This is a genomic window from Pseudomonas sp. 18173 (genome assembly GCF_050432945.1).
GTDB lineage: Bacteria > Pseudomonadota > Gammaproteobacteria > Pseudomonadales > Pseudomonadaceae > Aquipseudomonas.
On sequence record NZ_JBKFTN010000006.1, the window covers coordinates 71620 to 98252 of the forward strand.

21 protein-coding genes are annotated in these 26633 nt (G+C 60.0%); 6 read left to right on the forward strand and 15 right to left on the reverse strand.

The annotated features are described in order from the left end of the window. Positions 1-28 precede the first annotated feature (28 nt). From ACLD1X_RS08850 to pap, 3 genes are all read right to left on the reverse strand, one after another. On the reverse strand, positions 29-988 hold the full coding sequence (locus ACLD1X_RS08850; protein ID WP_429366980.1) for a DMT family transporter: 960 nt from the start codon (positions 986-988) through the stop codon (positions 29-31). A 252-nt stretch (positions 989-1240) separates the two neighbouring features. After that, positions 1241-2425, reverse strand: a complete 1185-nt coding sequence (locus ACLD1X_RS08855) for a thiolase family protein (protein ID WP_322616220.1) — start codon at positions 2423-2425, stop codon at positions 1241-1243. A 102-nt stretch (positions 2426-2527) separates the two neighbouring features. Then, positions 2528-4051 (reverse strand): polyphosphate:AMP phosphotransferase, encoded by a 1524-nt coding sequence (gene pap / locus ACLD1X_RS08860; RefSeq protein ID WP_429366981.1) that lies wholly within the window; start codon positions 4049-4051, stop codon positions 2528-2530. 291 nt (positions 4052-4342) lie between these two features. Between pap and mnmC the strand changes: the two genes are divergently transcribed. Beyond that, complete coding sequence (gene mnmC / locus ACLD1X_RS08865; protein WP_429366982.1) at positions 4343-6325, forward strand: bifunctional tRNA (5-methylaminomethyl-2-thiouridine)(34)-methyltransferase MnmD/FAD-dependent 5-carboxymethylaminomethyl-2-thiouridine(34) oxidoreductase MnmC; 1983 nt, start codon at positions 4343-4345, stop codon at positions 6323-6325. Between the two features lie 5 nt (positions 6326-6330). Here mnmC and ACLD1X_RS08870 read toward each other — a convergent pair whose 3' ends face one another. Beyond that, a complete protein-coding gene (locus tag ACLD1X_RS08870; protein WP_429366983.1) occupies positions 6331-11139 on the reverse strand; it encodes an NEL-type E3 ubiquitin ligase domain-containing protein in 4809 nt (1602 codons plus the stop codon). Positions 11140-11435: 296 nt separating this feature from the next. Between ACLD1X_RS08870 and ACLD1X_RS08875 the strand changes: the two genes are divergently transcribed. From ACLD1X_RS08875 to ACLD1X_RS08890, 4 genes are all read left to right on the forward strand, one after another. Beyond that, entirely contained in the window at positions 11436-13208 is a 1773-nt protein-coding gene (locus tag ACLD1X_RS08875; protein ID WP_429366984.1) for an N-acetylglutaminylglutamine amidotransferase, read from the forward strand. A 3-nt stretch (positions 13209-13211) separates the two neighbouring features. Continuing rightward, on the forward strand, positions 13212-14960 hold the full coding sequence (gene ngg, locus ACLD1X_RS08880; protein ID WP_429366985.1) for an N-acetylglutaminylglutamine synthetase: 1749 nt from the start codon (positions 13212-13214) through the stop codon (positions 14958-14960). A 157-nt stretch (positions 14961-15117) separates the two neighbouring features. Continuing rightward, a complete protein-coding gene (locus ACLD1X_RS08885) occupies positions 15118-16308 on the forward strand; it encodes an osmoprotectant NAGGN system M42 family peptidase (RefSeq protein WP_429366986.1) in 1191 nt (396 codons plus the stop codon). 196 nt (positions 16309-16504) lie between these two features. Next, positions 16505-16732 (forward strand): YheU family protein, encoded by a 228-nt coding sequence (locus tag ACLD1X_RS08890; protein WP_008017754.1) that lies wholly within the window; start codon positions 16505-16507, stop codon positions 16730-16732. A 5-nt stretch (positions 16733-16737) separates the two neighbouring features. Here the strand turns inward: ACLD1X_RS08890 and csrA are convergent, their stop codons facing one another. The 3 genes from csrA to ACLD1X_RS08905 all read right to left on the reverse strand — a co-directional run bounded on the left by csrA (position 16738) and on the right by ACLD1X_RS08905 (position 18289). Beyond that, complete coding sequence (gene csrA / locus ACLD1X_RS08895) at positions 16738-16923, reverse strand: carbon storage regulator CsrA (protein WP_429366987.1); 186 nt, start codon at positions 16921-16923, stop codon at positions 16738-16740. Between the two features lie 153 nt (positions 16924-17076). Further along, complete coding sequence (locus tag ACLD1X_RS08900) at positions 17077-17409, reverse strand: YnfA family protein (RefSeq protein ID WP_429366988.1); 333 nt, start codon at positions 17407-17409, stop codon at positions 17077-17079. A gap of 64 nt (positions 17410-17473) precedes the next feature. Further along, positions 17474-18289: an SDR family oxidoreductase gene (locus tag ACLD1X_RS08905; protein WP_429366989.1), complete on the reverse strand. Its 816-nt coding sequence runs from the start codon at positions 18287-18289 to the stop codon at positions 17474-17476. A 277-nt stretch (positions 18290-18566) separates the two neighbouring features. Between ACLD1X_RS08905 and ACLD1X_RS08910 the strand changes: the two genes are divergently transcribed. Further along, positions 18567-18725: a DUF3309 family protein gene (locus ACLD1X_RS08910; protein ID WP_177318803.1), complete on the forward strand. Its 159-nt coding sequence runs from the start codon at positions 18567-18569 to the stop codon at positions 18723-18725. A 59-nt stretch (positions 18726-18784) separates the two neighbouring features. Here the strand turns inward: ACLD1X_RS08910 and ACLD1X_RS08915 are convergent, their stop codons facing one another. The 8 genes from ACLD1X_RS08915 to ACLD1X_RS08950 all read right to left on the reverse strand — a co-directional run bounded on the left by ACLD1X_RS08915 (position 18785) and on the right by ACLD1X_RS08950 (position 26499). Beyond that, entirely contained in the window at positions 18785-20878 is a 2094-nt protein-coding gene (locus ACLD1X_RS08915) for an LTA synthase family protein (protein WP_429366990.1), read from the reverse strand. Positions 20879-21215: 337 nt separating this feature from the next. After that, complete coding sequence (locus tag ACLD1X_RS08920; protein ID WP_429366991.1) at positions 21216-21821, reverse strand: START domain-containing protein; 606 nt, start codon at positions 21819-21821, stop codon at positions 21216-21218. Between the two features lie 41 nt (positions 21822-21862). Next, positions 21863-22117, reverse strand: coding sequence for a YkgJ family cysteine cluster protein (locus ACLD1X_RS08925; RefSeq protein ID WP_429366992.1), 255 nt, complete (start codon positions 22115-22117; stop codon positions 21863-21865). Between the two features lie 166 nt (positions 22118-22283). Further along, a complete protein-coding gene (locus tag ACLD1X_RS08930; protein WP_429366993.1) occupies positions 22284-22766 on the reverse strand; it encodes a translation initiation factor 2 in 483 nt (160 codons plus the stop codon). 80 nt (positions 22767-22846) lie between these two features. Continuing rightward, positions 22847-24286: a PLP-dependent aminotransferase family protein gene (locus ACLD1X_RS08935; protein ID WP_007973699.1), complete on the reverse strand. Its 1440-nt coding sequence runs from the start codon at positions 24284-24286 to the stop codon at positions 22847-22849. 201 nt (positions 24287-24487) lie between these two features. After that, positions 24488-25300: an OmpA family protein gene (locus ACLD1X_RS08940; protein ID WP_429366994.1), complete on the reverse strand. Its 813-nt coding sequence runs from the start codon at positions 25298-25300 to the stop codon at positions 24488-24490. Then, entirely contained in the window at positions 25297-25653 is a 357-nt protein-coding gene (locus ACLD1X_RS08945; protein ID WP_429366995.1) for a DUF4398 domain-containing protein, read from the reverse strand. Before ACLD1X_RS08945 ends, ACLD1X_RS08940 begins: the two co-directional genes overlap by 4 nt. A gap of 9 nt (positions 25654-25662) precedes the next feature. Next, positions 25663-26499 carry a substrate-binding periplasmic protein gene (locus ACLD1X_RS08950; protein ID WP_429366996.1) on the reverse strand — a complete coding sequence of 279 codons (837 nt, stop codon included), beginning with the start codon at positions 26497-26499 and terminating at the stop codon, positions 25663-25665. Between the last annotated feature and the right edge of the window lie 134 nt (positions 26500-26633).

The window sequence follows — 26633 nt, forward strand, 5'->3', positions numbered from 1 at the left end:
CTGCTCGCGAAGGGCGCGATGAAGATTTTCAGCCAGCGACCATTTTGGCTTTTCTGGCCCGCAACCCGGCAATCAACGACGGCCCCAACGCCACCAGCGCCGACCCCAGCACCACCAGCACCGCGCCGCCGTAACCCAGACCATTGATCGTCTCGGCATGCACATAGTCGGGCCACAGCCATGCAGCCATGGCGACCGCCGCAAAGGTCACCAACGGCGTGATGGCCAGTGTCGCGCTGACCCGGGAAGCTTCCCAATGGGCCAGGGCCTCGGCAAACGCGCCATAGGCAATCAGGGTGTTGAGGCAACACGCCAGCAGCAACCAACCCTGCAACGGGTTCAATTGCAACGCTTCGAGCGGATGCACCCACGGCGTTAGCAGCAGCGCGCAAAACAGGTAGATCACCATCATCACCTGCAGCGAATTCCACACCGTCAGCAATTGCTTCTGCCCCAGGGCATAGAAGGTCCAGACCGTGGACGCCAGCAGCACCAGCAGCACGCCGGCGGTGTAATCGGTCAACGATGTGAGCAGTTCGCTCAAGCGCTGGTTGAAAAACAGCGCAAAGCCGACCAGCAGCACCAGCAGGCCTATCCCCTGCCCCAGGCTGAAACGTTCCTTGAACACAAACACGCTGGCAATCAGCAACATGATCGGCCCCATCTGCACCACCAGTTGCGCCGTGCCGGCGCTGAGCAGGTTGAGCCCCATCAGGTACAACACGTAATTGCCCACCAGGCCAAGCACCGCCATCAGCACCAGCCAGCCCCCACGCGGGCCAAGCGCTTTGCGGCTGGGCAGGCGTTTCGTCGCAGCCAGGTAAATGAACAGACAGCCGCCGGACACCATCAGACGAAACCAGGTCACCGTCACCGGGTCCATCACCAGCAATACCTGCTTGAGCTTGATCGGCAGGATTCCCCACAACAACGCGGTCAACAAGGCCAGGAACAGACCGTAGACCCAGCGACCCGATGAAATGTGCATGCGAACCCCAATGCCAAAGTGCAGGAGCCGTCATTCTAGGCCTGGAGCGGTGGCGTACACAGGGACAGTTTCGCTCTGGCCGCGAATGAAACTGTGCGGGTCGTAAAGTGAAAGACCGCGGCGCCTGCATTCGCGAGCAAGCCCGCTCCCACAGTGTTCAGTTGCGATCACAAATGTTGTGTACGCCACCAAACCTGTGGGAGCGGGCTTGCTCGCGAAAGCTATCTGGCAGACAACACAAAAAACGGAGGCTTACCGCACCGCCTCAAACAGCCCGGTAGCCCCCATCCCGCCCCCCACGCACATGGTGACGATGCCGTAACGCAGATTGCGTCGCTGCAACTCACGAACCAGATGCCCGACCTGGCGCGATCCGGTCATGCCGAACGGGTGACCGATGGAAATCGAGCCGCCGTTGACGTTGTAGCGCGCGTTGTCGATTTCCAGTCGATTGCGGCTGTACAGGCACTGCGAGGCGAACGCTTCGTTGAGTTCCCACAGGTCGATGTCGTCAATCCGCAAGCCCTTGGCCTTGAGCAGCTTCGGTACCGAAAACACCGGGCCGATGCCCATCTCGTCCGGCGCGCAACCGGCCACGGTAAAACCGCGGAAAAACGCTTTCGGCTTGAGCCCCAGTTCCAGGGCTTTCTCCAGGCTCATCACCAGGGTCATGGACGCGCCGTCAGACAGCTGCGAGGAGTTGCCGGCCGTCACCGAGCCATCGTCGGCAAACACCGGCTTCAACCCGGCCAGGCTTTCCAGGGTGGTATCAGGGCGATTGCAGTCGTCGCGATCGACAACGCCGTCGAGAATCTGCACCTGGCCGGTGGCCTTGTCCTCGACCTGGTATTTCACCGCCATCGGCACGATTTCATCGCTGAACAGGCCGGCGGCTTGCGCCTGGGCAGTACGCTGCTGGCTTTGCAGGGCGTACAGATCCTGTTCTTCGCGGCTGACGTTGTAGCGACGGGCAACGACCTCGGCGGTCTGGCCCATCGGGAAGTAGATGCCTGGCACCTGCTCCTTGAGCAGCGGGTTGATCAGGTTATCGGTGTTGACGCTTTTCATGGTCAGGCTGATGGACTCGACGCCACCGGCGACGATGATATCGCTGCAACCGGAGGCGATCTGGTTCGCGGCGATGGCAATCGCCTGCAAGCCCGAGGAACAGAAACGATTGAGAGTCATGCCGGCCGTGCCGATGCCCAGGCGCGACAGCACCGCGACGTTGCGACCGATGTTGAAGCCCTGGGCACCTTCGTTGGAACCGGCGCCAACGATGCAGTCCTCGACGCTGGCAGGGTCGATACCGGTGCGCGCCAACAGCGCGTTCACACAATGGGCCGCCATGTCGTCCGGGCGGGTCATGTTGAATTTACCGCGAAAGGATTTGGCCAGGCCGGTCCGCACGCTGTCGACGATCACCACTTCACGCATGGCATACCTCATTGTTGTTATCGGTTGAGAGTGGACCGAGCATAAGCCCACCCAATTACCGATCGCGACAATCATTCACCCCGCGTATGCGCAACCATCGCCTCAATCCTTGTCCCTGTGCTTCTTGCGCTCCTGCCGGTCGGACTTTTCGAAAGCCTCCTCCAGCGCATGGTTGATGGTGCGCAAGACTTTGACCCGCGCCCAGCGCTTGTCGTTGGCCTCTACCAGGGTCCATGGTGAAATCTCGGTGCTGGTACGGTCGACCATGTCACCGACCGCCGCACGATAGTCATCCCATTTTTCACGGTTGCGCCAGTCGTCTTCAGTGATCTTGAAGCGCTTGAAGGGAATTTCCTCGCGTTCCTGGAAGCGCTCCAGTTGCGTCTGTTTGTCGATGGCCAGCCAGAACTTGACCACGATCACCCTGGCGTCGGTGAGCTGTTCTTCGAAGTCGTTGATTTCACCGTAGGCACGCAGCCAGTCCGCCGGGCTGCAAAAACCTTCGATGCGCTCCACCAACACCCGGCCATACCAGGAGCGGTCGAACACGGTGAATTTGCCCCGGGCCGGAAGGTGCCGCCAGAAGCGCCACAGATACGGTTGCGCCCGTTCTTCTTCGGTGGGCGCAGCAATCGGCACGATGCTGTACTGGCGCGGATCAAGCGCTGCCGCTACCCGGCGGATCGCCCCGCCCTTGCCGGCCGCATCGTTGCCCTCGAACACCGCCACCAGAGCATGGCGGCGCATGCGCTTGTCACGCATCAACCCGGAAAACCGCGCCTGCTCAGTGATCAGTTGCTCTTCGTAATCGTCTTTGTCCAGCTGCTGGGTCAGGTCCAGGCTGTCAAGCAGGTTCACTTGATCGACACTGGGGAACACTGGCGCGGCACTGACTTTTTCCGGATGGATCGTCGGCCGCTGCAATGCGCCGCGCAACCCCTCCAGCAGAATCCGCCCCACGGCCAGGCTGCGATAATGAGCATCCGCCCCGGCGATCACATGCCAGGGTGCATAGTCGCGGCTGGTGCGGCGCAGGACGCGCTCGCCGTACTTCACGAATTTGTCGTAGGTTTGCGACTGCTGCCAGTCCAGCGGGCTGATGCGCCAGCTGTGCAGCGGATCGTCGGCCAACGCCTTGAGGCGTGCTTTCATCTGCTTCTTGGAAAGGTGAAACCAGAACTTGAAGATCAGTGCACCTTCATCGCACAGCATCTTTTCCAGGCGCTCGGCGGCATTGATCGCCTGGTCGAGTCGTGGATCCTTGAACTCGCCATGGACCCGTCCCTGCAGCATCTGGCTGTACCAGTTGCCGAAGAAAATCCCCATGCGCCCCTTGGCCGGGAGCATCCGCCAATAGCGCCAGGCCGGAGGCCGCGCCAGCTCTTCGTCGGTTTGCTGATCGAACGTGCGAACCTCGATCAGGCGCGGGTCCATCCACTCGTTGAGAACCTTGATCGTCTCGCCCTTGCCAGCGCCTTCGATGCCGTTGATCAAAATGATCACCGGAAACCGGCGTTGCTGCTGCAATTCGAATTGCGCTTCGAGCAATGCTTCGCGCAGGGCCGGTACTTCGGCGTCAAAGGTATCTTTGTCGATGGCGTGATCGATTTCGGCAGATTCAAACATGGGGCGACTCCCTTCCAGATCTGAGCAAGCCTAGCGGATTGAACTGAAGGCAAGCAGAGATTTTCCTGAGGGTCCCTGATTACTGTGGCGAGGGGGCTTGCCCCCGTTGGGTCGCGAAGCGGCCCTGAAATCAGCCAACCGAGTCTGTCAGGTAAATCCGGTTGGCTGGTTTTACGACTGCTTCGCAGCCGAACGGGGCGGTGCGGCGTTCCGACAAGCCCCCTCGCCACAAAGAGCTTGAACAGGCTGTCGATCGGCTAGAATGGCGACCTTGCCGTTGCCGAGCCTGCCATGAAACCTGTATTGCCCCACGCCCAACTCGACTGGGACGACCAAGGTCGCCCGTATTCGCGAGTGTTCGACGATGTGTATTTCTCCGACCAGTCGGGGCTGGACGAAACCCGTTATGTCTTTATCGAGCAAAACCGTTTGGCCGAGCGCTTTGCGGCCTTGCCCGAGGGCGGGCGGCTGGTCATCGGTGAAACGGGGTTCGGCACCGGGCTGAATTTCCTCTGCGCCTGGCAGGTGTTCGAGCAACACGCGGCGGCCGGGGCTCGGCTGCATTTTGTCAGTGTCGAAAAGTACCCGTTGAGCCCGGCCGACCTGCAACGTGCCCTGGCGCTGTGGCCGGAACTCAAGGTGTTTGCCGATCAGTTGCTGGCGCAGTACGTGGCGATCCATCAGGGTTTCCAGCGCCTGACGCTGGACAACGGCCGCGTCACCCTGACCCTGCTGATCGGCGACGCGCTGGAACAACTGCCGCAACTGGATGCCCGCATCGACGCCTGGTTCCTCGACGGTTTCGCGCCGGCGAAAAACCCCGACATGTGGACCGCCGAACTGTTTGCCGAGCTGGCACGGCTGTCGGCTCCCGACGCGACCATCAGCACGTTCACCAGCACCGGCTGGGTACGGCGCCTGCTCAATGCTGCAGGTTTCAAGATGAAACGCACACCGGGTATCGGCCACAAATGGGAAATCCTGCGGGGCACGTTTACTGGCTGGCCTGAAGGAGTGCCGATACCGGCCATCGCCAAGCCTTGGTTTGCACGTCCGGCGCCGTTGAACGGCGAGCGTCAGGCTCTGGTGGTCGGCGCCGGTCTGGCCGGGTGCGCAACGGCAGCCAGCCTGGCCGCACGGGGTTGGCAGGTCATGCTGCTGGAACGTCACGACGCGCTGGCGCAGGAGGCCTCGGGCAATCCCCAGGGCGTGCTCTACCTCAAGCTATCGGCCCACGGCACGACACTGTCGCAAATGATTGTCAGCGGTTTCGGTTACACCCGACGATTGCTCGAGCATTTGCAACGCGGCACGGACTGGGACGATTGCGGGGTCCTGCAACTGGCGTTCAACGACAAGGAAGCCGAACGTCAGGCGCAACTGGCCGCGGCGTTTCCCGAAGACTTGCTGCACACACTCGATCAAGCGCACGCCGAAGCTCGCGCGGGTATCTCGCTGCCAGCGGGCGGTCTGTTTTACCCCGAGGGCGGCTGGGTGCATCCTCCTGCACTGTGCCAATGGCAGGCTGCGCAAACAAACATCGAGCTGCTGACGCATCACGATGTATTGGAACTGCGCCGTGCGAACGATCGATGGCAAGCATGGGATGGCGACAGGTTACTGGCCGATGCGCCCGTCGTGGTGTTGGCCGGTGCCGCTGAAATCAAGCGCTTCCCGTACAGCAGCGAGATGCCGCTCAAACGCATTCGAGGACAGATTACTCGCCTGCCACAGACACCCGAGAGCCAAAGCCTGAACACCGTCGTCTGCGCCGAAGGCTATGTCGCACCGGCACGGTTGGGGGAACATACGCTGGGGGCCAGTTTTGACTTCAACAATGATGACCTGACACCAACAGTTACCGAGCATGCCGGCAACTTGCAAATGCTTGAGGAAATCTCGCTGGATCTGGTCGCCCGACTCGGCGCGGACACCTTGCAACCCGAGGCGCTTGCAGGTCGCGTGGCGTTTCGTTGCACCAGCCCGGACTACTTGCCGATTGTCGGCCCCTTGGCCGACAGTCGTGCATTTACCGACGCCTACAGTGTCCTGGCAAAGGATGCCCGGCAGACACCGGACATCCCGTGTCCCTGGCTCGATGGCTTGTACGTCAACAGTGGCCACGGTTCACGCGGCCTGATCACCGCACCATTGTCAGGCGAATTGATCGCCGCGTGGCTGGATGACGAGCCGCTGCCATTGCCCAGAGCCGTGGCCGACGCCTGCCATCCGAACCGTTTCGCCTTGCGCCGCTTGATACGGGGCAAGGCCTGAGGCGCTCAATCCAGTGCAAAGCAGGTTTTTGACTCGTCAGCCTGGATGGCCGCCTCGGTCAGACGGGTCAACAAAGCTGCCTCAGCCGTGTTCAAATCCTCTGCTATGCGGTCGACCTCGTTGCGATAACCTGCCCCAAGCGAGGCCTGGTTTTCAAAGGTCGTCTGCATCCGCTCGTGAAAAGGCGCAACCAGGTCGGCGAACTGTTGGTCGTGATGCTGTCGTAGAAAATCCTCCCAAAACGAGCAGTTGCTCACGAAAGTCGTAAGCTCCGGGGAGCCCTCTGCAGCAACCACCCTGTTGTAGGCAATATCCAGGTCCTTTGATGTCACGCTGGAAAGTGATGCATAACGCATATGCCGGGGCTGGCCGACCAGTTCGAGTCGCTCGGCCAGCCCGGTGCGATAGGCCAGTTCCACCTCTACCGGATCAAGCGCAGGATTGGCCTGTGCCTGTTCCCGAGCGATCCGGGAGAGGCGATCCAGGCGGAACTGTCGTCGTCCCAGGCCCAATAGCCGCGCGGCCTGATCATGGGCATTGGCGGACTGCCGCACCACCCTGTCGATATCCACGGCCACCTCAAGATTACTGAAGATCGTCGCGGCAGAGTCGGCGCAATTGGCTTTCACTGCCAACGACAGCAACTGATCGCGCAACACCGGGTCGGTCTGAGTCGCCTTGATGACATCCCAGACCCGGCGTGTCATGTCTTCGTGCAAAAAACGGTTATCCCCCGTGCTTCCAACCTCTGCCAGCAAATCAAAAAAACCTTTCGATCCCGGTTCGTTTTTCAACGCGATCCAGGTACGGTTGTGACTGGCATACGTGGCCTCGGCCGGTTCAGGCATCCACAAGTCCCGAGCCCTTTGATCATTGATAACCGCGGTATCATTGCTCAGGAACCCCATGCCGATTCCTGTCCTGGCCCTATAGGTTTCAAGCTGCGTGCTGCTGGCGATTGATAAAGGGTTGTGCCGCAGATTGATCGTTTCGGCGAACCGTCTCGGGGCATTGAACAGCCAGGACGGCAACTCGCGAATTTCGTTGCCACGCAGGTCTACAAAATCCAGATACGGCAAGCCGCAAAGCCCGACGGGCAGTTCCGTGGCATGGGTATCGCGCAAAGTCAGGGTTTGCAGATGCAGCATTTTACTGACATCGACCGTAGCCCCCAGCCGATTGCCGCTGAGCCCCAGCGTGCGCAGATTGCGCATCTCGGCCAGCTTGCGCAGCGTGTGTTCGGTCAGCTGTATCCGATTATCGTCCAGCCTCAAGTGCTCAAGCCTGGGCATGTGCGACAACACCTCGGGCAGCCGTGTGAGTTGATTGCGGTCCAGTTCAAGACTGACCAGCTCTTTGAACGGCCGCAGGAAATACGCCAACTCATCCCCGCCCTGCATGTCCTTGATGGACAGACTGCGCACATGGGCGACATCCTGCTCGGTCAGGACAGGCAACGGGCCCGCCGGGTTACGCTCCAGCGTGAGCGTTGAAGCGGGCTGATTGTGCCGTGTGATCCGCCGCCAGCTGTTTTCGATGGTCTCGGCAACCTGACGACGGTTGGCACGGATATCGCTGGGTTGCCCCGGTTGCGCCTTCATTTGTACTTCATCGTCACGCCAGGTGTGCAGCACCTCGCGCAACCTCTTCAACTGCTGCCTCAACTCATCGATGCGTACCGCCCGCTCCCACTGGGTACTGCCGGCTCTATCGAGAAACGACGCAACCTGGGCATCGGTAAACAGCGGGTAGAGCTTTTTGACCTTGCGGATCAAGCCTCTCGCATACGAACTCGCTGTGGGGGGATCGGCCTGGACGCAGGCGGAAAGGTGTTTGGGTGTATCGATGCGTTCGCCCTGCAGCAACCGCCGGGTATGCACCGGGTCGACACTGGCAGCCTTCGACAGACGCGATCGCAGTGTCGTGATATCCATTGCATCGTTGCCAGTGAGGCCCATCCGGGTACGCTGGCTGGCGGGCAATACATCAAGAATCGACTGAAGCCGCGTTGTACTGGTAAGCGTTGAAGACTCATTGCCATTGCTTTGGGTGACCTGATAGCCACCGGACGTCCTGACGATGACTCCACGCGCCTGCGCATCAGCTTCGCCCACGCTGTCCAGCAGGGTGCCGGTTACCGACCCTTCTCGCACTTCAAGTCGATAGCCGTCATCCCAACCTTGCAGTCGATCCAGGAGCCCGAGCGCCAGTTTGTCGGTATCGGCATTGGCCAGTTGCGGCAGATGCAACCCCATGAGGGCACGGTTCTGCCTTATCGTGGCCTGCGCCTCGCTGACTTGCCGGGCGAGATCCACTCCGAGGATCTTGCGGTCACGCAGAAAACTGCGGTCTCTGCCAGAGGCGTTATCCAGCACCTCCTGCCCCACGCGCACGGGAAGGTCGGGGGCGTGCTCGCGCAGTGTCGCCATGTCGCCGGAGGCGGTGCCGTCATAGGTTTTATGGAGCCACTCATGCAGCGGCTGGCGATTGTTCTTGAGGCTTGTTGCGATCTTTGTTGCCAGCAGTCGGGATTTCGATTCGGTTGTGGTGGGGCCGATGATGCTCTCGACCTCATTCGGCTTGAGGCCACTGATGACGGTATCGAGCAGTTGTCCTGCTTCAAGTTGCTGCTGCGAAACATGCACACAGTCGATCTCGTCATCTATCGCCGTTTCGGGGAAACGCGCGACGACTACGTCTTCCGCATCGACCACTGTAATAAAACGCTCCACAGGCCAGCCGGGCAGTCCCGGCAGTGCATGCAGTTGCTCTTGGATAAAATCCGTATTCGTAGTCTCCCCCCGCTCCATCGCCTCGACCAGTGCGGTGATGCGCCGGTCGAACCTGAAGTGCTCGACACAGTCCTTCAACCGCGCTGGCAATTTGAGGTGGCTTTCATGCAAGTGATGTAACTTCTCAGGCGTCATGCCGGTAATGTCGGCAATCGTTTGCAGATCACCGCCGAGATCCTTTAGACGCTGATCCGTGCGTCCCAACGCATAAGCAGCGTCGCGCCACTCTCCGGCGTGCTCATGAACATGCCGCCAGCCACCTTCCGTGTTTCGCTCAATGGCAGGCTGGAAGGCATCAGATCGAACAGGATGGTTGATGGTCCATGGCGCCTGCGCGGCGTTGCGGGTGACCTCATAGGATGTCCCATCCAGAACGATCGAAGTCTGTCCGGCATGCCGGTAGAGCCCTTGCGAATCAGGTTGCAGATGAGTTGGCAGTGGCGTGGACTGTTTATAGGGTTCAAGGTCGGGTTTCCATAATCTTGCTTTGCCATCAGCGCGGGTAACAGCCTCAAAACCGTCGAAAAATGCCGCCTGCTCTTTCACCCCTCTGCTGAAGGCTGAAGAGATAATTTTGCCGCCTGCCGCAAACGCCGCCATTTGCGCAAGATTTTCCACAACGCTCAGCAAATGGGAGAGCGCCTCGGTACGCTCGCCGTGTGTCCAGTCAATCACACCTTCGTACACCTCGCTGACGATGTCGACGACAGCCACCGCCAACATCAACTGGCCGATCACGGGTACGAAAAAAGAGGCCGCGTTCAACAGCAACAGACCGCCATCGAGCAATACCTGAAGGGTTTTTTCCCGTTGCTGCTCATCGACGTCTGCAGTCGGCACCGCAAGAATTCGCGCATCTTCCCGGGTCTTGCTGACAAAACTGCTGAAGAAAAAATCGGCAAGACAGGTGTCGGCAGGAGTGGCAGCAAGAGTGCCCAGAGTCCTGTCCTTGTCAAACCGGCTAAAGAACTCGGTTTTGTCGTGTCCGGGCAGGTACTGTCCAACGAAAAACTTCCTGTAGCTCGTGCTTTGCAGATGAAGAGAGAGGTAGGCCTTGAAATCGTCCAGCGAGGCGTACTCATACACTGGCCGTCGCGGCTCGTTCGGCATGTAAACCACGCATCTGGCGTTCGGCGCGGTATCGATGGACGCCTTGGTAAATACCAATACTCCACAGATACAGGCGTCATGAATCGTCAGACCCTGCCAAAGTACAGGTGCACCATCAAACAATGCGCCCCGGGCTTGAGCGGCAGGGACATCCTGTTCGAGCACACTCAGCAGCAGCCTGTGGGTGGCCTGGGTGATGTTCTTTTTCAGGTAGGCAATGTGGAGGGCGACTTGCATGTCCAGCACCTTCAAGCGCCGGATGTCAGCGACGGAGGCCCGATCGTCGACCGACACTTTGTTTGCAGGTTTTGCCGGTAGCGCCAAGGCTTCACTGATATGCCGTTGATAGCGGTTACCCAGGTCGAGTTCACGACAGAACGCCGCGAATTTTACAGCGGTGATCTCAGGTCCCGATTGAACCTGCTTGTCGATTCGTATAACGGAGCCGTCTTCAAATCCGCCACTGCGCGCTTGCTCGGGCGTGAAGTTTTCCATGGCCCCCTGAAGCAGGCTGCATGAGGTGACGCTTTCCTGGACCAGGTAGCCCAGAGGAGTCAGTCCCGTTGATGTGTACAGGGTTTTCTTGATGTCCAGCATGTCGCGCTCGACATCGAAATCGATGGTCCATTTACCCTTGAGGAAGGCTGTCAGTTGCTCTTTGCAAAATACGTCCAGCGGCTTGAGCGCTTCGAGCGCGGTTTTCACTTTGCCTTGAGCAAGAAAAGACTGTTCGAACGCGCTTCTCAGAGCCTGCACCACTTGCAGATCGGCATTGACCAACCAGTCCGGAACGGTCGCTTGCAGTACTTTCGCCTTGTCCAGATCGCCTGTGTGTTCCAACAAAGCCTCGAGACGTTGCGCGGGTGTCATTGGCACAGCCGTGGAGGCCGTACTGGATGTCGTGGGTAGCATGAGCAATATCCTTATCGCGTTGAGAGACGCTCAGTTTATGAAGCTCAGCCAGCCATGAATAATTCGAATACCGGGTCAGACTAAAGCGCTTCCAAGCAGGTACTCCCATGTATCCCATCAATAATTACCACCACGGTGAAACGCATTTCTGCCCGGCTCGCCGCTCGACGGTTAATTTCGACTTATAACGCATCGGTCTAAAACTCCCCTTACCGAGGTGGGTCAGTTTCTGAGTACCCACCCTTTCGGCGTGGTATCGATTGACCCTCCCCAACGGAAAAACCGGTAAGGAATTTATGTGCGGATTAGCTGGCGAGTTACGTTTTGATCATCAACCTGCAGACCTTGCAGCCGTTGAGCGAATCACCCATCACCTGGCCCCTCGCGGCCCCGACGCCTGGGGCTTTCACAGTCAGGGACCGGTTGCGCTGGGCCATCGACGCCTGAAAATCATGGACCTGTCGGACGGCTCGGCGCAGCCGATGATCGACCCGCAATTGGGCTTGTCCCTGGCCTTCAACGGCGCGATCTACAACTTTCCCGAACTGCGCACCGAGCTTGAAAGCCTCGGCTACACCTTCTATTCCGGCGGCGACACCGAAGTGTTGCTCAAGGGTTATCACGCCTGGGGCGAAGCCTTGCTGCCGAAACTCAATGGCATGTTTGCCTTTGCTGTCTGGGAGCGCGATGCCCAACGCCTGTTCATCGCCCGCGACCGTCTCGGCGTGAAACCGTTGTACCTGTCTCGCACCGGCCAACGCCTGCGCTTTGCTTCCGCGCTGCCGGCATTGCTCAAGGGCGGTGACATCAGTCCGGTTCTCGATCCGGTAGCGCTCAATCATTATCTGAATTTCCACGCTGTGGTCCCGGCACCACGCACCCTGCTGGCGGGCATTGAAAAACTGCCGCCGGCCACCTGGATGCGCATCGAAGCCGATGGTCGCACCGAGCAGAAAACCTGGTGGACCCTGCCCTACGGCCCGCATGCCGATGAAATGGACCTGACCCTCGAAGACTGGCGCGACCGCGTGCTCGACAGCACCCGTGAAGCGGTGGCGATTCGTCAGCGTGCGGCAGTGGATGTCGGCGTGCTGCTGTCCGGCGGTGTCGATTCAAGCCTGCTGGTGGGCCTGCTACGGGAAGTCGGCATGGACAATCTGTCGACCTTCTCCATCGGCTTCCAGAATGCCGGTGGCGAGCGCGGTGACGAGTTCCAGTATTCGGACCTGATCGCCAAGCACTACGGCACCCGGCACCACCAATTGCGCATCGATGAAAAACAGATCATCGAACAACTGCCCGCCGCGTTCCGGGCCATGAGCGAACCGATGGTCAGCCATGACTGCATCGCCTTCTACCTGTTGTCACGGGAGGTAGCCAAACATTGCAAGGTGGTCCAGAGCGGCCAGGGCGCGGATGAACTGTTCGCCGGCTACCACTGGTATCCGCAAGTGGACGGTGCGAGTGATCCGTATGCCGCCTATCGCGAAGCGTTTTTCGACCGCAGTTACGACGACTATGCCGCCACCGTGCAACCGAAATGGTTGACCGCGAATGACGCCGCCGGTGACTTCGTCAAGGCCCATTTCGCCCAGCCCGGGGCCAATGCGGCGGTGGACAAGGCCTTGCGCCTGGACAGCACGGTGATGCTGGTGGACGACCCGGTCAAGCGCGTCGACAACATGACCATGGCCTGGGGTCTGGAAGCACGCACGCCGTTTCTCGACTACCGCCTGGTGGAGTTGTCGGCACGGATTCCGGGGCGCTTCAAACTGCCGGACGGCGGCAAGCAGGTCTTGAAAGAGGCGGCGCGACAAGTGATTCCCAGTGAAGTGATCGACCGCAAGAAAGGTTACTTCCCGGTGCCGGGCCTCAAGCATCTGCAGGGCGATACGCTGGATTGGGTGCGTGAATTGCTGCTAGACCCCAGCCAGGATCGCGGCCTGTTCAACCCGGCGATGCTCGACCGTCTGCTGACGGATCCACAGGGGCAATTGACGCCGTTGCGCGGCTCGAAACTGTGGCAACTGGCGGCCCTCAACCTGTGGCTCAGCGAACAAGGAATCTGACCGATGAAACCTCATGCCACGGCTTTCAGCCAACGCCTGTTGCGCGGCCAGTCGCCTTCCTATGAACGCCTGCAGGCTCGTCTGGCCGAAGATGGCAGTGAACTCGGCGGGGCGCCGATCGCCGTGCATTGCGGCTGGGGCCGCCTGCTGATCGGCCACACCTTTGCCGATGCCGCGAGCCTCGCCAGGGAGTTGCTCAAAGAACAGCCCGGCGAGCGGGACATTGCGCTGTACGTCGCCGCGCCCCAGCAAGTGCTGGGGCTGGAGCCGACACAACTGTTTCTCGACCCGTCCGATACCTTGCGTCTGTGGTTCAGCGATTACCGTCAAGCGACCCGGGTATTTCGCGGGTTCCGCATTCGACGCGCGCAAAGCGAGGCCGACTGGATGGCAATCAATCAGCTGTATCAGGCGCGCGGCATGCTGCCGATCGACCCCTCCCTGCTCACTGCGCGTCATCTGGGTGGCCCGGTGTACTGGCTCGCCGAAGACGAGGACAGCGGCGCGGTCATCGGCAGCGTCATGGGCCTCAACCACCACAAGGCTTTCAACGACCCGGAAAACGGCAGCAGCCTGTGGTGCCTGGCGGTCGACCCGCATTGTGCGCGGCCGGGTGTCGGTGAAGTGCTGGTGCGGCATCTGATCGAGCACTTCATGAGTCGCGGGCTCGCTTGCCTCGACCTGTCCGTGCTGCACGACAACCGCCAGGCAAAAAACCTTTACGCCAAGCTCGGCTTTCGCAACCTGACGACTTTCGCCATCAAGCGCAAGAACGGCATCAATCAACCGCTGTTTCTCGGGCCCGGTCCGGAGGCCGCGTTCAACCCGTACGCGCGGATCATTGTCGAGGAAGCACACCGTCGTGGCATTGATGTGCAAGTCGATGACGCCGACGCCGGGATGTTCACCCTCAGTCATGGCGGGCGCCGGGTACGCTGCCGTGAATCACTGAGCGACCTGACCAGCGCCATCAGCATGAGCCTGTGCCAGGACAAAAGCCTGACCCACAAAGTGCTCAAGGCTGCCGGGTTGAACCTGCCGGCGCAGCAACTGGCCGGTACCGCCGATGACAACCTGGCGTTCCTCGATGAGCACCAAAGAGTGGTGGTCAAACCGCTGGACGGCGAACAGGGCCAAGGGGTGGCAGTGGATTTGCAGACCATCGAAGAAGTGCAGCAAGCCATCGAGGCAGCCCGCCACTTCGACAGCCGCGTGCTGCTGGAAAGCTTTCACCAGGGCCTCGACCTGCGGATCCTGGTGATCGGTTTTGAAGTGGTCGCGGCGGCCATTCGCCGGCCGGCCGAGGTGGTCGGCGACGGCCACCACTCCATCGGCACCTTGATCGAAGCCCAGAGCCGTCGGCGACAAGCGGCCACAGGCGGTGAAAGCAAGATCCCTCTGGATCACGAGACCCGGCGCACCTTGAACGCAGCCGGTCATGACTACGACAGCATTCTGCCGGCCGGCAAGCATCTGTTCGTACGACGTACGGCGAATCTGCATACCGGCGGGACACTCGAGGACGTCACCGCAATTGTGCATCCGACGCTGGCAGATGCCGCCATCCGCGCTGCGCGGGCGCTGGACATACCCGTGGTCGGCCTGGATTTGATGGTGCCCGCTGCCGATCAGCCCGACTACGTGTTCATCGAAGCCAACGAGCGCGCCGGTCTGGCCAATCACGAACCGCAGCCAACGGCGGAGCGGTTTGTGGATTTGTTGTTTCCGCACAGTCAGCCGGTGGTCTTTTAGTGATGCATTGCCTGGGCTGGCCCCTTCGCGAGCAAGCCCGCTCCCACAGGGGAATGCGATCTAATGTGGGAGCGGGCTTGCTCGCGAAGGCGGACTGACAGGCAGCACAAATCCCCTCATCGAAACCATCGATGGCCACAACTCATCAGGAGTTTCCATGACCAGCAAAATCCCCGAACCGGACCTTGGTTACCTGCAAAAAGTACTGCTGGAAATGCTCGCCATTCCCAGCCCCACCGGGTTCACCGACACCATCGTGCGCTACGTCGCCGAACGCCTTGAAGAACTGGGCATACCCTTCGAAATGACCCGGCGCGGCACCATTCGCGCCACGCTCAAGGGCAAGAAGAACAGCCCTGACCGCGCCGTTTCCGCCCACCTGGACACCATCGGCGCGGCGGTGCGTGCGGTGAAGGACAACGGCCGACTGACCCTCGCGCCAGTCGGCTGCTGGTCCAGCCGCTTTGCCGAAGGCAGTCGGGTCAGCCTGTTTACCGACAACGGCGTGATCCGCGGCAGCGTCTTGCCGCTGATGGCGTCCGGGCACGCGTTCAATACCGCCGTGGATGAGCTGCCGATCAGTTGGGATCACATCGAACTACGTCTGGACGCCTACTGCGCCACCCGTGCCGACTGCGAGTCGCTGGGCATCAGCGTCGGCGATTTCGTCGCCTTCGACCCGCTGCCGGAATTCACCGAAAGCGGCCACATCAGCGCCCGCCATCTTGACGACAAGGCCGGGGTGGCCGCGCTGCTGGCGGCACTCAAAGCCATCGTCGACAGTGGCCAGGACCTGATGATCGACTGTCATCCGCTGTTCACCATCACCGAAGAAACCGGCAGTGGCGCCGCGGCGGCATTGCCTTGGGACGTCAGTGAATTCGTCGGCATCGACATCGCACCGGTCGCACCTGGCCAACACTCCAGCGAGCACGCGGTGAGCATCGCGATGCAGGACTCCGGCGGGCCGTATGACTATCACCTGTCGCGCCACCTCCTGCGCCTGGCCAGCGACAACGAGCTGCCGGCACGCCGGGACCTGTTCCGGTATTACTTCAGCGACGCACATTCGGCGGTTACCGCCGGCCACGACATTCGCACCGCCCTGCTCGCCTTCGGTTGCGACGCCACCCACGGTTACGAACGCACCCATATCGACAGCCTCGCGGCCCTGAGTCGCCTGCTCGGTGCGTACATCCTCAGCCCGCCAGTGTTTGCCAGCGATGCGCAACCGGCCACGGGATCACTGGACCGCTTCAGCCATCAGCTCGAGCACGACACCCAGATGGAAAGCGATACGCGGGTGCCGTCGGTGGACAGCCTGGTGGGGCAGCGGTCGGAGAGTTGAGTTGCAACGCCGAGATATTTGGTGTCTGACAGATCGCCTTCGCGAGCAAGCCCGCTCCCACAGTTGACCGCATACACCGTTCAATGTGGGAGCGGGCTTGCTCGCGAAGGCGGCAGATCAGACAACACCGGATCCCAGGCTAGCCGATACCGGACATTCGCCGTAGCATCGCGCCATTGATTGAACCGAGGTACCTATGCTGATCCCCTACGACCAACTTCAAGTCGACACCCTCACCCGCCTGATCGAGGATTTCGTGACCCGTGACGGCACGGACAATGGTGACGACACGCCACTGGAAACCCGCGTACTGCGCGTGCGCCAGGCCCTGACCAAGGGGCAGGCACTGATTGTCTTCGACCCGGAAAGCGAGCAATGCCAACTGATGCTCAAGCACGACGTGCCCAAGCACCTGTTTGACTGAAGCCTTCAGCGTTCCTTGGTTTTCGCCAGTTTGTTCTGGATCCGTTGGTAGATTTCGCAGCGGTACACACTGACGTCCTGAGGTGCTTCGACGCCAAAGCGGACGTTGTTTCCGTTGATCGCGAGAACCCGCACGGAAATGTTTTCACCGATGGAAATGGTTTCGCCCACAACGCGGGTGAGTACGAGCATGAGGAGTGTCCTTCAGGGGTTACCGGCCCTTGAAGATGCCCAGCCCGCGGTACACCTACAATGCTCCGACAGCAAACCAGACCGGACTGACAGCCATGACACGCCGTGCTTACGGAAAGGTCTGACAAGCCGGTGGATTGTAGGGTTGATCTGTCAGGACGCGGAAAATCGTGGCCCGAACAGGATGATGCTCGCCCCGAGGACACACAACGCCACGCCCAGCCAGTCCGAACCCAGCGGACGAATCCGCTCGACCACGGCCAGCCAGCCGATGGATGCAATGATGTAGATGCCACCATAAGCGGCATAGGCGCGCCCGGCGTAGGTGGCTTCAATACGGGTCAGCAGCAGGGCGAACAGGGTCAGGCTGAGGAGCGCCGGCACCACCCACCACACGCTTTTACCCTGGCGCAGCCACATCCAGAAGGCGAAGCAACCGGCAATTTCGAACAGCGCGGCGAGTAAAAACCACAGGTAATTGAGCATGCAAACGTCTCGCGAGGATGGCCGATGGCGGCCACCCTAACCACAGCGTTGCCTGCGAGCAAGATCAGCTTGCGGATTGCCTGGCCTTGGCGCGCATTTTATCGGCCATGACCGTCATTTCGTTGTAGAGCAGTTGCGGGTTCTTCTGCTTGAGCGCCCACGCCATGCGCCCCTGTTCGTGGGGCAGGATCATGAACTCGCCGGCAGCGACCTGCCGATAGATATAGTCGGCGATGTCGGCGGCGCTGATCGGCGAGCTCTCCAGCAACTTGCCGACCTGGGCCTTCATGGCCGGTGTCGGGCCGCGAAAGGAGTCCAGCAGGTTGGTCTGGAAGAACGACGGACACACCACATGCACGCCGACTTCCTGATGCGCCAGCTCGATCAGCAGGCTTTCGGACAACGCCACCACGCCCGCCTTGGCCACGTTGTAGTTGCTCATCGCCGGGCCTTGCATCAGCGCGGCCATGGACGCGATGTTGATGATCTTGCCTTTGCTTTTTTCCAGCAGCGGCAGGAAAGCCTTGCAGCCCTTGACCACGCCCATCAGGTTGATTGCGATCTGCCAGTCCCAGTCCTCCAGGGACAATTCGCTGAAGAAGCCGCCGGACGCCACACCCGCATTATTGACGATGACATCGATGCCGCCGAGCTTGACTTCGCAGGCCTGGGCGAACGCCGTCAACTGGCTGTAATCGCGCACGTCGCAGCGTTGGACAAAACCATCGCCGCCCGCTTCGCGGACCAGCTTGAGGGTTTCCTGCAAGCCGGGCTCGCTGACGTCCGACAAGGCCAGTTGCCAACCTTCGCGCGCCCAGCGCAGCGCGATTTCGCGACCCAGGCCAGAGCCTGCACCAGTGATCATCATGCGATTTTGCATAGCAAACAGCCTTGTTGTTCTCGGAAGATGCATCGAGTGTAGCGAAGGAAATTGCCCGACCCACGCTCCATCAGATTGCTGAATGGCCCGAGCAAACCGCCGGAGCATCCGAGGTAATTAATGCAACAACTAAAAGTTGGAGCCCTGTTCGAAATACTTGAAAAAAACTGGAATTTTCCCGCGCGCGTGAGAGTCGGACCTTTTAAGCAGCTCGAATTTACTTTATTCCCGCTGAACTTGATTGGCATGGTCAATCCACTGCATTTTCGACAAGGAAATAGACATGGGCACAATACTGATCATCATTCTGATCCTGTTACTGATCGGCGGTTTACCGGTCTTCCCGCACTCCAGAAGTTGGGGTTATGGCCCATCCGGAATCCTCGGCGTGGTGTTGGTGGTACTGTTGATCCTGCTTTTGCTCGGGCGAATATGAAAATTCGCCAGGCAAAAAAAAGAGGCCCTTGAAGGGCCTCTTTTCCATTGCGTCACAACTTACTGCGGTGTGCCGTGAACGACACCGGCGGTGTTGTCCAGCAGGCTCTTGGTCGCGGTTTGCAGGAACGCTTCGAGCTTGAGTTTCAACTCCGCGGTACGCGGTGCATCGTCAATGATCTCGGCGTGCGCCGTAGCGCCCATTTCATACTGGTACAACTTGGGCGCCATGTCCTTTTCCTTCGGCAACACCAGGATCTGGTCGTCGCTGAGGATGGCCGTGGTCTGCTCGTTACCCGAAGGTTTGATCACACCGAAACCCTTGTCGCCCTCAGGCAGGTTGAGCAGGTCGCGGCCCCAGCATTGCTGGCGGGTTTCGCCGCCCAGGCGGCCCATGATGGTCGGTACGATGTCGATCTGGGTGCCCACGGTGTGGTCACGCTGGCCGAACTTCTCCTGGATGCCCGGTGCGATCATCAGCATCGGGATGTTGAAGCGGCCCAGGTCCATTTCGGTGATCTGCTGTTCGTTGCCAAAACCGTGGTCACCGACAACGATGAACAGGGTTTCCTTGAAGTACGGCTCCTTGCGGGCCTTTTCAAAGAACTGGCCCAGCGCCCAGTCCGCATAACGCATGGCGGTCAAGTGCTCGTTCAGCGTGCCGCGATTGGTCACGCGCTCGACCGGCAATGGCGTCGGCAAGGCATATGGCGTGTGGTTGGACAGGGTCTGCAGCAACGCATAGAACGGCTTGCCGTTTTCCCGCGCCTTGAGTTCTTGCAGGCTGCGATCGAACATATCCTGGTCGGACACGCCCCAGGTCGGGTCGGAGAACACCGGGTTGACGAAGTCGTTACGGCCGATGAAGTTGGTCATGCCCTGGTTGCTGAAGAACCCCGACTGGTTGTCCCAGGCAAAATCGCCGTTGTAGACGTACACGTCGTCATAGTGACGGGCACTGAGCAATTGCGGCAGGCCAGACAGCTTGTGGCTGCCTTCCGGGGTCTGCATCAGGTATTCGAAACCCGGCAGGTTCGGGAAGCAACCCATGGTGGCGAACATACCCTGGTGGGTATGGGTACCGTTGGAGAAGAAGCGGTCGAACAGCAGGCCTTCCTTCGACAGTTTGTCGAGGTACGGCGTGATGTTGTCCGGGCCACCCAACGCACCGACCGAGTGACCGGCCATGCTTTCCATCAGGATCACCACGACGTTCTTGATCGGCAGCGTCTTGTCGGCCGGCGGCGTGTAGTCGCGACGTACGGCGGCGATGTCGGCCTCGACCAGTTTTTCGTCCGGCAGCACCAACATGTCACGCACGATTTGCTGGGCTTGCTCCTGCGGCAAGGTGGCCTTCCAGATATTGTCGCGCTCCTCGGACATCCGGCTCTTGGCAGCCGCGACCAATTGCAGGGTACCGTTGAGGCCCAACTGGTTGGCGAAAATCGAGTTGGTGGTGTAGACGTCACCCCAACGCAATGGCGGACCCTGGCGCAGGGTGCCACGTGCGGCAACCACGCAGATCAGCAGGCACACCACGAATACCGCGATGCGCGCATACCATGGGGCAACCTGGCGCGTGCCGATGCTGCCGCCACTGAACGGGCCACGGGGACGGGTCGCACGGTCGGCGCCCTTGAAGGCCAGGCTCAGGATCCAGGTGCCCACGGCCCATGCCAGCAGGTAGCGAACCACCGGGAAGCCGTACCAGAGCATGCTCATCACGGTTTTCGGGTCTTCCTTGACGTACTGGAAGACCAGGCCGTTGAGGCGCTGGTGGAATTCACGGTAGAAGTCCATTTCCATCAGGCCCAGGAACAGCGCGATGCTGGAGACGACCGTCAGCCAGAGACGGAACAGCCCGCGTGCGGCCATGGCCCGGGCGCTGAACAGTGCCAGCAGCAACGGAATGCTCAGATAGACCACCAGACGCAGGTCGAAACGCAGACCGTTGGCGAATGCCTCGAGGAAAGTCGAGGCCGGTGTGTCGAGGATCATCGAGCGGTTGTAAACCAGCAGCGCGACGCGCAGCAGGCTGAACATGACCATCATGACCAGGGCACACAACAGCGTGTAGGCCAGATGCGATTTGACGGTCGGTTGCAGCAGGCGACTAGAGGCTCGCTGCTGATTCAGGGCGTCCGGGATTGCCATGTCGTTTTAGGACCCATTGGAAGTTTAAGTTTCGAAAATACAGCTGCGCCTTGCCCTCTTTTCGGCCCGTACCAGGCCCGGGGTTTGCGCGGTGCGCAAATGTTGCACGATCAACGACTGTATTGCCATTGATTACTACCCTCATCCCGACTCTTTCATCCTGCATTCAGGACGACGCTGCTTGTCGCGGGAGAGCCGGCGAATTGTCTTGGAGACTTGGTGAAAATTTCGTGCAACGCATATTCGGAAACAAATTAAAGCGCCCGCCTCCCGCCAAAAATGCAAACGCCCCGAACCGGTCGGGGCGCTACGAAGTCACCTTGAAGGAACGACAGCGTTACTTCTCGGCGCGCGCCTTGAGGGCTTTCAAGGTGTTGAACGGGGCATCCACCACGAACTTGTTGGCCACCATCGACGGCACGCTACCGCCCGGTTCGGTGTGCACCTGATAGGTCACTTCGATCTGGTCGCCCTTGGGTACGAACTTCCAGAAACCGTCGACCTTGGCGACCCGCACGAAGCCCTTTTCTTCAGGAAGGTATTTAGGTACGCCTTCGAGCTTGCGGGTCAGGCTGCCATCGGCGCCTTCGGTGGTGGTGACGTGCAGCACCGAATCACGCGGAGTAACCGGCCACGGGGTGTTGAACTGAGTGTAGGTCCAGCTCTGGTCACCTTCGTGCTTGAGCAGCTTCTGGGTTTTGCACTCGTGAATCCAGGCGCAGGCTCCGGACACGTCGTCCTGCAACGCACGCAGCTTGGCCACGGTGGTCTTCATCAGCGTGACGCCCTGGTAGGCCTTGTAGTCGGACCCGGCCACTTCACTCAGGGAGACCTTGATGCCGTCTTCGTTTTTCGCGACTTTCCAGTCTTCGGCCTGGGCCGCCGAGGTAGCCAGCACAACCGTCAAACCACACAGCACAGCAATACGATGCAACGAACCCATAGTCTTGTTCCTTATTGTTGAAGTTCCGTTCGTAGAACACATCACGCCGCCGTCATTTGCTCCCACCAGCCGATCAGCCGAATGGCTTCTTCGCTGCTGCTTCCGCACACCTCGGGGTCGGCCTCGAAGGCTGAACACACCGCCGGCCGTTCCGGTTGGCCGAAAATACGGCACAGGTTATCCGCGGAAAGCTGCAGGCAACGCTGCCCCGCCGCTTTGCCATTGGGCATACCGGGAATCGGTGAACTGATGGAAGGGGCAATGCAACACGCGCCACAGCCCTCACGGCATTTCATGACGACAAGCTCCTCGCGACGAGCAATGTGTTAAAGGACGGGGCACAGAGTACCCGCTAAAACAGTTGTTTTAAATTACCTGCGAGCGGGTTTTTCAACGCAAACGCGCGTGACCGGCCAGTCTCCGACAAAGCGTCTGCCCTGCGGCTCACCGATCCTTGAGACGTTACTGCTTGAACTCGAAGTCCAGTGCCGCGCCTTCGACCTCGCGACGCTCTTCATTGCGCAGCTGCAGCTGCATTTCATTGGTGAGCAGACGGCCGTTGAGCTGGAACGGGCTGCTACTGCCGCTCTTGTCACCGAACATCTGGGGCAACAGCGGTTCACGCCTGGTCAACGGCACCGTTCCGACCGGCTTCAGCTCTTGAACCATATCCTTGGGCAAGCTCAGGTCCAGCTTGGCGGATGGAAGCTCAGTCGTTACCACTTCGCTAGCCGATTTCGATTTGGCGGCAACGGGTGGATGCTTTTTCGCGGGCGTCGCCGTTTTTTTGGCCGACGAGGCTTTTTTTGCAGGTTCGGCTTTTACCGGTGCAACGTGAAAACTGCCGGTAGCCTGTTCCTGCTCGGTGGCGGCAACGACGGATGCCGGCTGAATACTCGCAAACAGACAGAGCAATAGCCCGGCGGCAGGAAAAATCGGTTTCATGTATCCCACGGTGGGTGCAAACGGCAGAGGTGCATATGCTCGCCTGTTGCAGCCCACAAGACAAGCACAGTAGCAGCCTGTTACAAACCGCCCGCCATCTCCTGGCAAAGTTGGGTGGCCAACATGCCCAGGGTCATCAACGCGCGCTCGGCTTCACGGTTCCATGGCGTGCCGCAATTGAGGCGAATGCAGTGATTGAATTGCTCGGTATTACTGAAGATCAGTCCCGGCGCAATACTGATGCCCTGCTGCAAGGCCCGCACGTGCAGCTCCTGGGTATTGACCCGCCCCGGCAGGCTGACCCACAGAATGAAGCCACCGGTAGGCCGGGTCATCTGCGTGCCTTCCGGGAAATACTGCTGCACCGCCAGCTGGAAGGCGCTGAGGTTCTTGCGGTATTCCTGACGGATGAAGCGCAAATGCCGATCGTATCCGCCATTTTCCAGGTAAGCGGCGATACCCATCTGGGTGACGCTGCACGCTGAATGCGTACTGAACGTCTGCAAGCGCTGGATTTCCTGCTGATACTTGCCGGCAATCATCCAGCCGATCCGCACGCCCGGCGACAGGGTTTTGGAGAAGCTTGAGCAATAGATCACCCGGTCCAGCCGATCGTAGGCCTTGAGGGACTTGGTGCGCCCCTGCTCGAACATCAGCTCACCGTAGATATCGTCTTCGACAATCTGGATATCGAAGTCCGACGCCAGGCGCAGCAGTTGTTTCTGCCGCTCTTCAGGCATGGTGCCGCCCAATGGATTACTCAGCCGGGTGGTCAGCACCAATGCCTTGATCGACCATTGGTTGGCCGCCAGTTGCAGGGCTTCCAGGCTCATGCCCGTGGCTGGATCACTGGGGATCTCGATGACCTTGAGGCCCAACAGGTCGGCCAGTTGCAGCAACCCGTAATAGGTCGGCGACTCGGCCGCAATCAGGTCGCCCGGACGGGTCAGCACGCGTAATGACATCTGCAGCGCATCGACACAGCCGTGGGTGATCACCACTTCCGAGGGATCGACCACCACGCCGGCATCGCGCATGCGGATCGCCACCTGTCGGCGCAATGGCTCGAAACCAGGGCTGAACATGTAACTGAAGGCCCGCGGGCTATGAAAACGGGTGACTTTGGCCAATTGCTGATGCAGTGCCCGCACCGGCAGATAGTCGACACTCGGCACGGCAGCACCCAACGGGAACACGCCTTCACGACGGGATTCGACCAAAACTTGTTGAATGATGCTGCTGCGGGTGACCAGGCCGGGGCGCTCGACCCGGGCGATGTCCGGCGTCGGTGCGGTGAGTGCCGGCGTCTGGTGCACGTAGTAACCCGACTGCGGCCGGGCGCGGATCAGCCCCTGATCTTCGAGATTGGCATACGCCTGCAATACCGTCGCATGGCTGACATTGAGCTGCGAGCTCATCTTGCGCACCGAAGGCACGCGCTCTCCCGGTTGATAGACCCCACGGCGGATGTCTTCGGCCAGTTGTTGAGCAATACGTTGATAGAGCAAAAGATTGGTCATGACGCAGCACTCGATTTCACGGGCATTTTATTCTTGTGTGAAACAATACCGGAACAGTTTAGAAGTGTACGGGGACAGTTGCCACAATAGTCGACCGTACAGTGCAGTGTCAGCAAAATCTGTACTGTTTTGTGCGGTAATCGGCAGGCACAAAAAAACCCGGCGCTGCATGGCAGGCCGGGCTTTCCAGTAACGCAACCCCTAGCGGGCAGCGCCGAGCTGGCCCTTTTCGTCGGAAAACACAATTTCTACCCGACGGTTCTGCGCTCGTCCCCGTTCCGACGCGTTCGCGTCCACCGGATATTCGTCGCCATAACCTTCGACCTGGATGCGCTTGTCGTCGATGCCCAGGTCCATCAGCACGTCAGCCACCGATTGTGCGCGGTCGCGGGACAGCTTGAGGTTTTCCTGCTTGCCCCCGGTACTGTCGGTATAACCTTCGATCCGCACCACACGCTTGGGGTTGAGTTGCAGGAACTGCACGATCTTCAACACCACGCGGTTGGCCGAGGGTTTCAATTCCGCTTCACCGGTGTCGAACAGCATGTCACCCAATGTCATCACCAGGCCACGGTCGGTCTGGGTGGTCGTCAATGCCAGGATCTGCTCTTCGAGCCATTTGCCTTGCTGCTGCACACTGAACAGTTTGGATTCACGCAACGCCAGTTGCAGGCGCTGGCGTTCCAGTTCGAGTTTTGCCGCTTGCTCTTCGTTAAGCGCCTGATTGGTGTGTTCCCGGGCAATGGCACTGTAGCGCTGGCTCAGGTAGGCGTAATGCACCACGTCCGAACCGCTGCCCCAATAGCTGGACAGACGATCGGCGCGGGCCAGGGACTCACCGGCGCGAATCACGTCCTTGGGAGCGATTCGCAGCACATTGGAGTCTTCCTTGACCTTCTGAAAATCGGCTCCAGCCTGCTGCAGCGCGGTCTCGCTGTGCTGGCTGGCGCAACCGGACAGCGCAGCCAAGCCTGCCAGGATCAAACCGCCGAGGGTTTTGCTCTTGAGGCTCATTCGGCATCTCCCAATTGCTTGCGCAGACGGGCAATGCGGGCATTAAGCACGTTCAACTGTTCCTCGCTCTTGGCCGTCAACACCTTGGCTTCGGCCAGGCGCGCATCGAGCTCGGCCTGTTCGGCCCGCATGCGTGCGTTTTTGAAGGATTGGTCAGTCATGTTGCCCTTGGCGCGGTTGAACTTGTCTTCGGCCAGTTTCATTTCCGGCACATCGTCGGCGGTGGCGCCCACGGCCTTGGCCTGTTCAAGTGCCTGTTCGGTCAGGCGAATCTGTTCATTTGGCGCAGGATCAGTTGCACAACCCGCCAGGACCACAAGGGCCACGGCAGCGAAAAGAGGTCGAATACTCACTAAATATCCCTACTGTTTTGGGGTACTGACGGGTTGTTGCGAGGGTTGTTGCGGTTGTGAGCGTTGTGCCTTCCAACGTTCGATATTGCGCATCAGCACGGCTTCCGTCAGACCGGACGCGGGCAATTCTGTCATCTTTTTGGCCAACTGTCCGCGCAACCACGGATCGTTGCAGGCCGAGTCATGGGAAATCGCCAGGTACAGGCCCGGCTGGTCGACCGGTTGTGAGCGAGCGAGCAAATCACCGGCCATGCCCAGTGTCTGTGCGGTCGCCATGCCCGAGTAACGTCCTGCCAGTACGAATTCGACCTCGCCCAGCAGCAGTTTCTGAAAGGCCTGGGTCAGGCTGGACGTGCGAGCGAGGGTTAATTGCTGTGCGGCAAAGGTGCTGAATTGCGCAGTCAATCGGGCCTTTTCCGAAATGGCACCGGGATGGCCGTGCAGGTCCTGTGCTTCGTCATAGACCAGCGTCGAGTCCTTGCGCGTCCACACCAGATAGTCGTTTTCCAGCAAGGGTGGATGGATGTAATCCAGGGTTTCCAGCTCGCTGACCGTCAACGCGGCGTCCGCCAGCATGTCCATGCGCCCGCTGCGCACTTCGTCCAGGGCCTGGGCGCGCTTGCCGGCATAAAGCAGTTCGACCTTGAGCCCCAGCTCCCCCGCCACTTGCTGCAGCAAGTCGGCGCTGGCACCGATCAGGTGCTTGGGATTCTGCGGGTCTTGCCACAGGTACGGTGGCGCGTCCGGGCTGCCGGTTACCACAAGGCGTTCGCATTTGCCGGCGGCGAACGACAGCGCCGGCAATAGCGTCAATCCCAGCAAACTCCACACAAGGCGCAGATCCATGGCGACACACTCCACTCATACCTGGTGATGCCCCCCTGTAGGAGCGAGCTTGCTAGCGATGGATTCAAAGACACCGCGTTTATCCAGGCTCAACTCGTCATCGTTAACGTCCATCGCGAGCGAGCTCGCTCCTA